The sequence below is a fragment of the Glutamicibacter sp. BSL13 genome (genome assembly GCF_052928425.1).
In genome coordinates, this window is sequence record NZ_JAVGCZ010000082.1 from 1 (window position 1) to 12,495 (window position 12,495).

Sequence of the window (12,495 nt, forward strand, 5' to 3'; positions counted from 1 at the left end):
CTCAAGGCCGACGGCCGCATCGCCCTGGCCGCCGGTGGATTCTCCAAGGCCGCCCAGTCACCGGTGGCCACCGGCAAGTCCGTGGTGAACGTGCTCGTCGGCGACCAGATGCCCCACGTGTTCATCCCCCGACTCATCGACCTCTACCGCAGCGGCCTGATCGACCTCGACGCCGTCATCACCCGCTACCCGCTGGCCGACATCGACCGGGCGCTTGCCGACACCCGGGCAGGCACGACCGCCAAGGCGATCCTCATCCCCTGACCCGGGCCCCGCGAGCAGCCTCCTCCCTCGAAAGGAACACCCGACCATGACAGACACCACCGAGCAGAGCATCACAGCATCCGACGCCCAGATCGACGAGCTGGCCATCCACGTCGCCCGCCCGTCCGGCGGATCGGCCACCGGCGTGCTGCTCTATCCGACGATCGCCGGTCTCGACGAGCACATGCGCGCCCAGGCCGCGACCCTGGCAGAAGAAGGCCTGACCGCCGTGGTCTGGGACCCCTACGACGGCAACCCTCCCGCCGGCGGCCGACCCGCCGCGCTGGAGCTGTCCAAGAGTTTCCAGGACGAGCACATCATCACCTCTGTGACGAAGGTGCTCGACTACATGGAAGACGAACTCGGTCTGACCTCATTCAGTGCATGGGGGTGGTGCTTCGGAGGCCGCGTCGCGCTCCTGCACGCAGGCCTGGACTCACGCATCGGCGCGGTCGCCGCCTACAACCCCACCATCTGGGGTGACCAGGTCGTCGAGTTCGGGCCCATGCGCTTCAGCGGCGCGGACTTCCCTGGCGAGACCATGGACGTCATCGCCGCAGCCTCGGCAATCCGCGGGCCGGTACAGATCTGCCACCCCGAGAACGACTTCACCCCGCAGGACGTCTACGACGCCCTCATCACCCAGCTGCGCGAGCGTAGCGCGCCGACGGCCTACGAGTACTACCCCGGCATCGGACACGGCTTCGGCCAAGGTGAAACCGACGCTGACGCCGCTGCCCGCTCCCAGGCCTGGCCCCGCACCCTGGCCGTGCTCTCCGAGCCGACGCCGCGAGCCTGAACCCCGAAAAGAGGAGCAAGAAAGAGATGCAGAACACCCCCCAGAAGAAAATCCTCGTCGTCGGCGCCGGCTTCGCCGGACTCTCCGCCGCCTACTGGCTCGGCCGCCACGGCCACCAGGTCGTCATCGCCGAACGCGGCGCGGCCCTGCGCGACTCCGGCGCGCAAGTCGACCTCCGCACCCCGTGCGTCGAGATCGTCGAACGCATGGGTCTCCTCGACGCGGTCGAGGCCAGACAGGTCCACGAGATCGGCTTCGAGATGATCGATGAGCACGGCGCCGTGAAGTCACGCATGATGGCCAACACCTCCGGCAACGGCACCGAGTCCATCACCGCCGAGTACGAGATCATGCGCGGAGACATGCTGCGCCTGCTCCACGACGCCGCGAAGGACCGGGCCGAGTTCCGGTTCGACGCGAAACTCGAGCGGTACGAGCAGGACGATGAGAAGGTCACGGCCCACTTCGCCGATGGCACCACCGAAGACTTCGACCTGCTCGTCGGCGCCGACGGCCAGGGGTCGCGCATCCGCAAAGCCATCCTGCCCGCAGGCGCTCCGGACCCATACCGACGCTCCGGCGTCCACGTGGCCTACTGGATCGTGCCCCGCGACAACACCGACACCGACATCGCCACGATGTACAACGCCCCCGGCGGACGCTTGCTCATTCGCCGCAGCCACAGCGCTGACGAGACCCAGATCTACTTCTTCCTCCGCGACGACTCCGCCGAAACCAGGGCCATCCACCGCAAGCCGGTCGACGAGCAGAAGCGATTCTGGGCCGGCAAGCTGCGCGGGGCCGGCTGGCAGGCCGATCGCTTCCTCCACGCCCTGGAGACCAGCGACAACTTCTACTGCCACGAAGTCGTCCAGATCGTCGCCGACCGCTGGCACCAGGGCCGCGTTGTCCTCCTCGGCGACGCCGCACACGGCCTCCCCCCGGCGGGGTGGGGCGTGACCTCGAGCATCGTCGGCTCCTACATCATGACCCACGAACTGGCGCGAACCCCGGACAACCCCTCAGCGGCATTCGCCCGGTACGAGGCAGCGATGCGCCCGTTCATCAAGTCCAAAGAGCCCGCCAGCTTCGCTTCCTACCGGATCCTGCTCCCCAGTACCCGGCTGGGCATTCGCCTGTTCCACACCCTCGGGCAAGGCGCACGCACGATCATGCTCGGAATCTCAAAGGTCCGAGCACGCTTCTCGACGGCGACTGGTCGAGACAGCAACAGAGATCGAGGAACCTGGACCCTACCGGTCTACGACGACTCACCCTCTCCTGCTGGCAGCAGCTCCATGTCTTCCGGCGAAGCGCGCCGCGGCGGACCGGAAAGGCAGTAATCGGCCAGTGCCCTGACCTACCGTCGCCGGGAGCGCGAGTACCATAGGAAACGGACACTTGTCCGGGGAGTACTGAAGGAGCGTGAATGACCCAGCCGAAGGAGACGCCGCTGCGAGCGGATGCGCGACGCAACCGCGAGCGGATCCTCGAAGCGGCAGTCGAAGCCCTCTCGCGTGACAGCGGCGCCTCCCTGAGTGCGATCGGCAAGCGCGCCGGCGTCGGACAGGGGACCCTGTACCGCCACTTCCCCGACCGTGAAGCGCTCATCTGGGCCGTCTACGAGCGTGAAGTCGACGACCTCGTCGTCCGCGCCGACCAGCTCCTCGAACAGGAGACGCCACAGCGGGCCCTGAGGGAGTGGATGTCCCACCTGGCCCGCTTCGCCCTAACCAAGGCCGACCTCGGCGGAGCGATCAACGAGCCCATCAGCCCCGAGACCAAGGCCGCCCGGCCCGGCTACGCCCGCGTTGTCCACACCATCGAGACACTCCTCGCCGCCAACCGGGAGGCGGGCACCATCAGGCCCGACGCCACGGCCCAGGACTTTACAGCTCTGGTCGCGGGGTTGTGGCAGATCCGATCCGACGCCGACGGCGAGCAGCGCGCTCAGCGCTTGCTGGATCTCATCGTCATCGCGCTCAGCGCTCAGGCCGACCCGGCTTCGTGACTCGCCGGACGCTCAATCGTCCGTAGCGCGAAGTCGATCCCCGCCTCCTGGCCATAGAAGCCGATCGGACCGCGAGTCATCTCGCCGCAAGAGCCACCCCTTAGGCTCCGAGCAGCCAAAACGGCAAGGGGCCCACGATGTGCTGAATCACAACAAGAACATCTCACCGCTGACCAACTCTGCCGACGCTGACTGAGCACTGCGGCACCCCGCCAAGTAGTCGCGCTCCCCTTGTGTGGTCACGCGATGTCACCCTCTCGAGAGGCAAGGCGGGTCCTCGGCCCCACCTTGCTAACCGGACAGTCGTCCGGTACGCTGAGAGCAAGCGGACAATCGTCCGGTTGGTAAGCGGGAAGGCGATCCATTGAAGCTCCTCGTACTCGGGGCCACCGGCCCTACCGGACAGCACGTCGTCCAGCGCGCGCTTGATCACGGCGACCAGGTCACCGCCCTGGCTCGCCGGCCCGAAGCACTCCAGGACCTGGCCAGCCAGATCACGATCACGCAGGGGGACGCCACCTCTGCGAAGGACGTGGCTCGGGCGATGGCGGGACAGGATGCCGCGATCTCGGCGCTGGGTCGCAGTACCTCGGTGCGCGCGGACGGACTCTTTAGCAGCGCTGCGACCGCCGTGACCGAAGCGGCCCGGCAGGCCGGGCTGCGACGCCTGGTGTGGCTGTCGTCTTTCGGCGTCGGTGACACGCTCGCGGAGTCGAGCACGACACAGAAGGCGATGTACAAGACGTTCCTGCGCAACATCTACGCCGACAAGGCCATCTCCGAGGAGACCCTCCGCGCAGCCGGACTGGATCTCACCATCGTCTATCCCACGACGCTGACCAATGGCCCCGCCAAGGGCACCTACACCGTCGACGACCACGTCCCGATGAAGGGAGCCCCGACGATCAGCCGCGCCGATGTCGGCCACTTCATGCACCTCGCCGTCCACGACCCCGCTTGGATCGGCCGCCAGGCCGTCCTCACCGACTGACAGGAGATCCACGATGACCACCACGAACACGTTCCTGCTCGGCGGCGACATGCCGGTGAACCGGATCGGATTCGGCGCGATGCGCCTGTCCGCGACCGGCTTCACCGGCCCCGCCCGCGACCCCGAGACCGGCAAGGCCGTGCTGCGGCGCGCACTCGAGCTCGGCGTCAATCACATCGACACCGCCACCATCTACCGCAGCCACGACGGCACCGTCACCGCCAACGGGCTCATCCGCGACGCACTCGCGCCCTACCCGGACGACCTCGTCCTCGCCACCAAGGTCGGCCCGTGGGAGCATCCCGACGGTCGCATCGAGCAGACCGAGGACCCCGCTGCACTGCGTCCGGCGATCGAAGCCAACCTCGCCGATCTGGGCCTGGAGCGCCTCGACTTGGTCTACCTGCGCGTGGGGCAGATGGAACCCCCGCACGGCCAGTCCATCGCCGCCCAATTCGAGGTCCTCGCACAGATGCGCGAGGAGGGCCTCATCCGCCACCTCGGGCTGAGCAACGTCGACACCGACCACCTCGCCGAAGCACAGCGCATCGCCCCCGTCGCTGCCGTGCAGAACCAGTTCCACGCCGGCAAGCGCGACGACGCCGCGCTCCTCGCCGCGTGCCAGGACCAGGGCATCGGATTCGTGCCGTTCTTCCCCCTCGGCGGCGGAATGACCGACCTGCGTGCGGGAGCGCTCCAGCGCGTCGCCGAGCGGCATGAGGCCAGCGTCCACCAGATCGCTCTGGCCTGGCTTCTCGCCGCCTCACCCGTGACGCTCCTCATCCCCGGCACCGGGTCCGTCGAGCACCTCGAGGAGAACATCGCAGCAGGCGCAATCGTGCTGTCCGACGACGACCTCGCAGAGCTGGCCTGATCATGTCCCTGAACATCTTCCAACGCCGAGCCGTCACCAAGACACTCCTGTCCGACCTCGACCGATCCGGCCTCACCCGCGACGAGGTAGCAGCCGATCTGCGCATCACCACGGACCAGCTCGATCTCGCGATCCGGATGGCCCGGGGCGGCGACCCGACACACGTCTGGCTCGTTCGCGACTACTTGCACCAGGCCGTCATCGACTCCGGTGGCGAACCGACGGAGCACACCGTCCTCACCGAGGCATCCCGCGCCAAGGCACGCCAGTGGTTCACAATGACCACCCCACCCCGCCACGACTTCAGCGCCGTAACCGCCCGAGGAGAAGCACGATGAACGACCAGGCGATACCCGCCTCCAGAACGATCGTGATGACCGGGGCCACCAACGGGATCGGAGCCGCCGCCATCGAGCGGCTCGCCCGCCAGCCCGGCACCAGAGTGATCGTCGGCGCCCGTGGCACCGGGCGGAAAGTGCCAGCCGGCGTCGAGGTGCTGCCCCTCGACCTCGCCTCGCTCGACAGTGTCCGCGCCTTCGCCGATGGGGTCGTCGCGGAACTGGATGACGCACCCATCGACGCCCTGATCCTCAACGCCGGCACCCAAGCCTCCAACCAGAAGGGCCGCACTTCCGATGGATTCGAGATGACCTTCGGCGTCAACCATCTCGCTCACTACCTCCTCGCTCGGCTCCTCGCACCCCGCGTCGCCGACAATGGCTGCCTCATTCTGACCACGAGCGATACCCACGATCCCGCGGTAACGCCGCTCGGGCCGAAGTCGCTCGATCCTGCTGCACTGGCCCATCCCACCGGCGGAGGGTTCGGCTCGGGTATGCGCGCATACGCGGCCTCCAAGCTGTGCAACCTACTCACCGCCCGCTCCTTCGCCGACGCCCCCGAGCTGGCCAAGCGCAACATCACCGTCATAGCTTTTAACCCAGGCTTCACTGTCGGCACCAACCTCGGCGGACGCAGCCCGCGCACCCAGCGCATCTTCGCAGCGCTCGTGGTTCCGATTTTCAGCATCGTCGGTCGGTTCAAACCCGAGTTCAGCGCCGGCAAGCCAGAGCGCGCAGGCGAAGTCCTCGCAGGCCTCGCGACCGGGACGGTGACTCCACCACCTGGGAAGGTCTACGCCTCCATCGTCCGCGGCGAGTTGACCTATCCCTCGCCGTCGACGCTCGCGCTCGACGATGCTCAGCGCGACGGCCTCTGGGAGAAGAGCGCAGAAATGGTTGGAGTGTAGCTCGATACCGTCGGGCGACGACATGCAGGAAACGGTCGCATGCTCATCCTTCACCGGGGGAACCGACAGCACCCCGCGACAGGTCGCAGGGTCGGTTACCACTCACGCGCATCCTCACATCGGACTGCCGATCCTTCCTCCCCACCGGGGCCGAGGCTCGAAGTGCCATGACAGTGTTGTCCGCCCAAGGACTCTTTGGCGATCTCGGATTGCCCCTACGTGTCATCGACGCAACCGCGGTCGCGCCTTCCGGATCAGTGACGGCTGAGGCCGTCAAAGTGGTATTTACGGTATCCGGTTGGGCTGAAATCAGGACCGCCGAAGAGGTCTCGGTCATATCTCCGGGAGTAATACTCATGATCCCGGCAAATCTCGAGTGTGTGGGGTTTCCCACCGGACATGCTCGAACGGTCACTTTCTACATTGACCGCGACTACGTTGCCGACCAGGTGCGATGGCTCACGTCTGCTCATCCTATGGTGCATCAGCTGAAGCGGTCGCTCGCTGACGATGCCGGGTTGCAGTGTCTTCAGATGCCGCCGTCTGCCATGCATCACTTGACGCCATCGCTAGCGCGACTCGCTCACATCGAACCAGACGCGCAGAGTGAGTTCGCCAAGCTGTCGTTGGCTTCAGAAATCCTAGGCACCGTCGAGAGATTCGTCGGATTCCCGGAGCGAGGCCTCGCGACAGACACGATCTCGATTCGACCGCGAAGGGAAGTGGCGTACGCAATCGACCTTATGCGATCACGTGTCGATCATGCATGGCGGTGCGAAGAGTTGGCCAGAGCGGTTTCGTTGTCGACATCACAACTCAACCGCGTCTTTCGCGTGCACACCGGCCTCTCGCCAGCGGCGTACTTGACCCGGCTCAGGGTCGACAGGATGGCCGAGCTCCTGATGAGCACGGACCTGGGAGTGTCAGAAGTAGCCAGGGAAGTCGGCTGGATGAATGCGACTGTGGCGTCCAGGTGCTTCAAGAGAAGGTACGGGGCGAGCCCTCGCGAGTTCGCTGCGTTCTCGCGCAGGCAAACAACTACGATTTCCCCACCCCTGCAAGAGGCATAGAACTCGAGCACGAGCGCCGGCTGAACAGTGCGGACCATACTCGTCGATTGCCGATCGTGTGGACCAGCTTGAGGACCCGGGAGAGAGGCCGGCACTGGAGCACGCGCATCCGACGCCAGCGGCCCCGGCCCGAGGCATCACCGCGTCATTCGGAGCTCGGACGGCGGGAGGTTGGCGGCGCCCCGTTTCGGCCGGGTGCTGGTTTGAGACCGGGCTCGCGGGGCGGGAATTGACCGCACCTGCCGAGTGCCGACGTTCCCCGATCCGCGGGCGGCGCGGCTGATCCCGGGAGGCCACTCGTGTCCGATCCAACACCCCGCCCTACTACCCCCGCCCCGGCGCCGACGATCGACCGGCTGGGCGCGAGAGTCTACGAGGGTGACGCCGTAGCCCTGCTGCCATCCCTGGGCTCAGAGATCGGTGACGCGCTGATCACGGACCCGCCCTACGGGCTCGGTTTCAACGGGAACGCGTGGGACGGGGTCGCCGGCTTCCGGGACTCGCTCCCGGACCTGGACACGGCCGGGATGAGCCCGGCGGAGGTGTTCGAGGAGTGGTGCGCCGCGTGGGCGCAGGGCGCATTGCAGGTGCTGCGGCCGGGCGCGCATCTTGCAGCGTTCGGTGGCACGCGTACGTGGCATCGCATGGTGCGCGGTGTGGAGCGTGCAGGGTTCGAGATCCGCGACCAGATCGCCTGGCTGCACTCGACGGGCATGCCCAAGAGCATGGATATCTCGTATGCGATCGACAAGCGCCACGGCGTGCAGCGACCGGATCGTCTCGTGCAGCGCAGCGAGAGCGACGGCATCCTCGGTGCCACGCGTGCGGTGACCGAGCACGGCACCCCGGTCACCGACGACGCGATCCGCTGGGCCGGTTGGGGCACCGCGCTGCGGCCGGCGTTCGAGCCGATCCTCCTCGCCCGTAAACCCTCCCTGGGATCGACGGTGGCGACGGTCCTCGAGCACGGCACCGGCGGCCTCAACATCGACGGCGGGCGTTTCGGTTCGGGGAAGTGGCCGACCAATGTGGCGCTCGACGGCTCGCAGGCGGACGCCCTGGATACGTTGACGGGGACCTGGGACAGCCAGGAGCCGGTCTCCCGGAGGTTCCCGATCTTCCGGTTCGAGCACAAGCCGGATCGGGAGGAGCGTCCGCGGGCCTTTGGGATCTCTCACGCCACGGTGAAACCGGGCGGGCTGATGCGGTGGCTGATCGCCCTGCTCACCCCGCCCGGTGGGCTCGTCATCGAGCCATTCTCCGGGTCGGGCAGCACGATCGAGGCTGCGATCCGGGCAGGCTTCCAAGTGGCCGCGATCGAACGCGATGCCTCCTACCTGCCGCTGATCGAATCTCGCCTCGATCGGGTCGAGGACGAGCGGCAGAGCGGTTGAGAACGCTCCGGAAGGAAGCGACCATCACAGCGCCCCGACCGGACGTGACGTCTTCCGCGGCGCTGGCCGTACCTGTCAGGTAGGCGCCCGGGACGTTGGCCGGGCGCGACCTGCTTCGAGGAGGAGACGATGCTCGAGATGCCCATCGCGGATGACGACGACACGGTGCAGACGTTCCGCGTCGGCGTGGATTTCAGCGTGGTTGCGCGTGACATGCACGAAGCGCATGCCCTGCTGGAGCGCACGCTAGAACAGGAAGGCTCGGACGGGTTCCCGTTCGTGATCGGCGACCGGCTCCCGGATGCTGCGGAGAACAACATTCTGGGCGTGATCGACCGGCAGCCGGTCCCGCCGCGCCCGTCGCAGGCCGCCCTCGTGCAGCAGACGTATCCGCGGCTGATCGGGGACGTCGCTGTCGTCGAGGGGCTGCGGGAGATGCTGCGGTCCCAGGAGCTCTCCGATCGAATGCCGGAGCAGACCCGTCAGCGCATCCAGCAGGCGGTGGACGATGCCGATCCCGAGATCATCGTCGAAGAGTCGGGTCAGTGGACGCGGCGGCTGTTCGAAGGACGCGCCAGTGACGCTGCGACGCATCTCGCCGACGGCGTCTATCCGGCGTTCACGCTGGACGATCGCGAATACGCGCTGGTCGTGGCGCCCTCGGAACTGACGCCGTCGGGCCGGATATCGGCTGCGTTCCCGAAGGAACGGCACGAGGGCAAGACGCTCGATGAGATCTCCCGACTCCTGCAAGGGCACACCCGCGAGCAACCACTGCCGGATCTCGTGCGGCTGATCAGTCGCCGGGTCAACACGACGGGGCGGGACGCCTTCCCGTCGTGGGTGCCGCTGGAGGGCGAACCCGAGCCGGCCCCGCTGCCTGCCCGGGCGTATGTAGGGGTGATCTCCTGGTCCGATATGGGAGACGTGGAGCCGACCGTGATCGCCGATGCCAGCGCGACGGCGATGGCCCGCCGCCTGGCCACGACGCTGCACGAGGCCCTTTCCGACCGGGATGCGTTCGCTGGCGCGGCCGAGTTCTTGGAGACCCATAGCTCCCCGGACGAGTGGAGGCGGCCGGAGGATGTCGGTGCCTGGCTCGACGATCTCCGCGCGGCGACGCCGTACCCGGCGTTCTGGTATCAGCAGATCAGCGTCGGCAACGCGCCCGGCCCGGCCGGCGATGGGCAGGCTCCTGCCACCGGGAGCCCCTCGCGGGCGACGGCTCCCGGGGCGGAGGCGCCGGATGAACTGGGCTCGTATCGGGTGCCGGTCGACTTCGACGTCTCGGCGCGCTCGGCGTCGGAGGCGCGGCGCCTTGTCGATGACGCCCTGATGGGTGACGCGGCACCGGCGACTCCGGCGGCCGTGCAGCAGCGCCAGCAGGTCCGTTCCGACGGCGACGTGTACGGCGTCCTGGGATGGCACCACCCGGATCAGTCGCTGACCGGGAGCGTGGATCCGGTCCGCGAGGTCCTCAGCCAGCGCGCCCGCGACATCACTCCCGACAGCGGTGGGAAACCGCCTATGCGGTCGTCCGGGTCCGGGGTGCCTGAGCCGGGCCTGTGAGCCGCATCGTACTTTGCCGCGCGGATCGTCCACCGATCCGCGCATCCTCGCCCTCATCTCTGGCATCCGCGGTGCGCGTCACGGTAGGGCGGTAGGCGGGGCGACGGCGAGCAGCACGCCTACCTATCGGGGGAACACGCTCGCCCATGCACGAGGGAGACGACACGATGGCGGAGAACCAGGACAACGACGCTCGGGTGGTATCGCCGCGGCACGTGGATGTGCGCGTGATGATCGAGGCAGCCTCGCAGGAGGAGGCCCGCACGCACGTGCAGACCGTCCTGCGCGACGCCACCAACGCCGACACCGAGGTCGCCGACCCCGGTTCGCGTGAGGGCGGCGCGCGGATGCGGGGCTGGTCGATCACGGCGACGGCACCGGAGATCTGGGACTCCCTCGCCGAGGGCGGGATCCCGGAGATCCTCGCCGAGATGTTCCCGCCGGAGCCCGACCCCGCTGACTACCGGACGCCCGGCGGCGAACTCGACGAAGAGGCCTATGACGAGGCGTGTGACGATTGGCGGGACCGGTGCCGGGGCCTGTCGGTCACGGCGGCGCGGCTGCCGGGGCTGCTGGAGCGCGTCGAGCGGGCCGAGCGCGTCCGGGACGGGCTGTTGGATGTGATGGAGCGGCATGCTCTGCCCGCGTATCCCGACGGTCTGCAGTTCCGCGACCGGCAGGGCCACGTCGACGATGCCGCCTACCGGGCCGCGGTGTCCGACTGGGAGCAGGAGTGCCTGACAACGCTGCTGGCGCAGAACGAGGCCCTCGAGCAGCTCCGGCAGGAGGGCGGCCCGCGGACGGCATATCTGCCGGCGCAGTTCCATCAGGACTGGATCCCCGCGGATCTGCTGGCCGTGACGGCCCTGCGCGAGCTACTCGAGCAGCCGGCCGCAGTGACGGGCCGATTCCTGGGACGGGAGCAGCGCCAGGAGCTGGCGGCGATGCTGTTCGCCGCCGACCCCGAGGTGAGCATCAGCGACCCGGACGCGCCGGGCGAAATGCCGATCTACGAGGGACAGGCCTCCGAAGCACACCGGTGGATCATCCCCGGCGTGTATCAGGCGACCGGGATGGACGGGCAGGGCGAGTTCCGGGTCGCCGTCGGCCGCAGCCCAGTCGGGGACACGGGGACGGCGTCGGCCGCGTTCCCGCCCGCCGAGCACGACAGCACGATCCTGAACCAGATCGCCCACGTCCTTGAGGAAGCCGCCCAGGCAGACCCGGACGACGACTTCGACCGGGAGATCCCCGATGCCGGCCTGCGGGAGGTCGTGGAGCGGATCGACACGCTGGTCGCTGCTACCGGCCGCACGGCCGGTGACGGGGGAACCTTGATCGAACAGGGCGCCCTGCTCAGCGACCTCCTCGCCCGCCGCGAGCAGTCCCTGCATCCGGACGAGCACCGCCTGGATCCCGGCCCGCGGCCCGGGGACACCGACCTGTCCCGCTGACCCACGGCTGGCGGGGGTGGACCTGCATCGTTTCGCGCATCCTTGCGACTCAGTCACGCACCTTCCCGCTGAAAGGTTGCCGTCCGCCCGTGGGGATCGTTAATGGGTAAGGACACCGGTTACTGCGGGAGGCCCGCCTCTCGCGACCGCAGACGCCCCACCACCAGGGGGTGTCGCCGTGCCGCACCTGTCTGGTCGCAAGACCCGGACCCGCCACGCATCGGTGGGGACCGGGGCTGCGCATCCCAGGGAGGTGAAAGCGATGACACAGCAGCAGGCATCCCTGATGCCGTTCGAGCAGACGAGCAGCATGTCGCTGCCCGAAGCAGCGCTGATCTACGCGCGGGCCGGGGTCCCAGTGTTCCCGTGCTGGCCGGGCACGAAGGATCCGGCGACCAGCCACGGCTTCTACGACGCCACCACGGATCTCGAGCAGGTGACGTACTGGTGGCGGCGCAACCCGGAGGCGAACATCGCCGTACGCACCGGGACCGTCCCAGGAGCCGAGCGGGGCGTGGACGTCCTGGACATCGACGCCCACGCCACCGGCAGCGGGTTCCCGGTCCTGCAGGTCCTGCGCCGGTCGGGACTGATCGACCAGTGGGCACACGCCGTGCGCTCACCGTCGGGCGGCTTGCACCTGTATTACCCGGCCGACCCGGACCGACCGCAACGCACCTGGTCCCGAGGCCGATCCCATGTCGACCTGCGCGCCGGCGGCGGATACATCATGACCGTCCCCTCCCGCCTTCTCATCGACGGCCGGTCCCGCTCCTACACGCCGATCGGCGCCGCCCGCTCGGCGGCGGGGCCGGTCGAC

12 protein-coding genes and 1 pseudogene are annotated in these 12,495 nt (G+C 68.2%); all 13 read left to right on the forward strand.

Annotation, left to right across the window (positions count from 1 at the left end):
- Nucleotides 1-264, forward strand: a pseudogene (locus tag RCJ92_RS12320) (hypothetical protein); the annotation flags it as partial.
- Nucleotides 265-310: 46 nt separating this feature from the next.
- On the forward strand, nt 311-1,063 hold the full coding sequence (locus tag RCJ92_RS12325; RefSeq protein ID WP_446754706.1) for a dienelactone hydrolase family protein: 753 nt from the start codon (nt 311-313) through the stop codon (nt 1,061-1,063).
- 26 nt (nt 1,064-1,089) lie between these two features.
- Complete coding sequence (locus RCJ92_RS12330) at nt 1,090-2,406, forward strand: FAD-dependent monooxygenase (protein WP_446754707.1); 1,317 nt, start codon at nt 1,090-1,092, stop codon at nt 2,404-2,406.
- Between the two features lie 86 nt (nt 2,407-2,492).
- Nucleotides 2,493-3,074: a TetR/AcrR family transcriptional regulator gene (locus RCJ92_RS12335; protein ID WP_446754708.1), complete on the forward strand. Its 582-nt coding sequence runs from the start codon at nt 2,493-2,495 to the stop codon at nt 3,072-3,074.
- 364 nt (nt 3,075-3,438) lie between these two features.
- The gene (locus tag RCJ92_RS12340) at nt 3,439-4,065 is read left to right on the forward strand and encodes an NAD(P)-dependent oxidoreductase (RefSeq protein WP_446754709.1); all 627 of its coding nucleotides are present in this window, start codon (nt 3,439-3,441) and stop codon (nt 4,063-4,065) included.
- 13 nt (nt 4,066-4,078) lie between these two features.
- Nucleotides 4,079-4,939: an aldo/keto reductase gene (locus RCJ92_RS12345; protein ID WP_446754710.1), complete on the forward strand. Its 861-nt coding sequence runs from the start codon at nt 4,079-4,081 to the stop codon at nt 4,937-4,939.
- A gap of 2 nt (nt 4,940-4,941) precedes the next feature.
- The gene (locus RCJ92_RS12350) at nt 4,942-5,277 is read left to right on the forward strand and encodes a DUF2316 family protein (protein ID WP_446754711.1); all 336 of its coding nucleotides are present in this window, start codon (nt 4,942-4,944) and stop codon (nt 5,275-5,277) included.
- Complete coding sequence (locus RCJ92_RS12355) at nt 5,274-6,188, forward strand: SDR family NAD(P)-dependent oxidoreductase (protein ID WP_446754712.1); 915 nt, start codon at nt 5,274-5,276, stop codon at nt 6,186-6,188. Before RCJ92_RS12350 ends, RCJ92_RS12355 begins: the two co-directional genes overlap by 4 nt.
- A 743-nt stretch (nt 6,189-6,931) precedes the next feature.
- Nucleotides 6,932-7,258, forward strand: coding sequence for a helix-turn-helix domain-containing protein (locus tag RCJ92_RS12360; protein WP_429952328.1), 327 nt, complete (start codon nt 6,932-6,934; stop codon nt 7,256-7,258).
- 299 nt (nt 7,259-7,557) lie between these two features.
- On the forward strand, nt 7,558-8,652 hold the full coding sequence (locus RCJ92_RS12365) for a DNA-methyltransferase (protein ID WP_446754713.1): 1,095 nt from the start codon (nt 7,558-7,560) through the stop codon (nt 8,650-8,652).
- A gap of 129 nt (nt 8,653-8,781) precedes the next feature.
- Nucleotides 8,782-10,221, forward strand: a complete 1,440-nt coding sequence (locus tag RCJ92_RS12370; protein WP_446754714.1) for a hypothetical protein — start codon at nt 8,782-8,784, stop codon at nt 10,219-10,221.
- Nucleotides 10,222-10,388: 167 nt separating this feature from the next.
- A complete protein-coding gene (locus tag RCJ92_RS12375) occupies nt 10,389-11,675 on the forward strand; it encodes a hypothetical protein (RefSeq protein ID WP_446754715.1) in 1,287 nt (428 codons plus the stop codon).
- Between the two features lie 262 nt (nt 11,676-11,937).
- The coding region (locus RCJ92_RS12380) for a bifunctional DNA primase/polymerase (RefSeq protein WP_446754716.1) at nt 11,938-12,495 on the forward strand (558 nt) is incomplete at its 3' end.

Coding starts and splice junctions, on each gene's coding strand:
- RCJ92_RS12325 (WP_446754706.1), top strand. CDS start 311: ATGACAGACACCACCGAGCAGAGCATCACAGCATCCGACGCCCAGATC.
- RCJ92_RS12330 (WP_446754707.1), top strand. CDS start 1,090: ATGCAGAACACCCCCCAGAAGAAAATCCTCGTCGTCGGCGCCGGCTTC.
- RCJ92_RS12335 (WP_446754708.1), top strand. CDS start 2,493: ATGACCCAGCCGAAGGAGACGCCGCTGCGAGCGGATGCGCGACGCAAC.
- RCJ92_RS12345 (WP_446754710.1), top strand. CDS start 4,079: ATGACCACCACGAACACGTTCCTGCTCGGCGGCGACATGCCGGTGAAC.
- RCJ92_RS12350 (WP_446754711.1), top strand. CDS start 4,942: ATGTCCCTGAACATCTTCCAACGCCGAGCCGTCACCAAGACACTCCTG.
- RCJ92_RS12355 (WP_446754712.1), top strand. CDS start 5,274: ATGAACGACCAGGCGATACCCGCCTCCAGAACGATCGTGATGACCGGG.
- RCJ92_RS12360 (WP_429952328.1), top strand. CDS start 6,932: ATGCGATCACGTGTCGATCATGCATGGCGGTGCGAAGAGTTGGCCAGA.
- RCJ92_RS12370 (WP_446754714.1), top strand. CDS start 8,782: ATGCTCGAGATGCCCATCGCGGATGACGACGACACGGTGCAGACGTTC.
- RCJ92_RS12375 (WP_446754715.1), top strand. CDS start 10,389: ATGGCGGAGAACCAGGACAACGACGCTCGGGTGGTATCGCCGCGGCAC.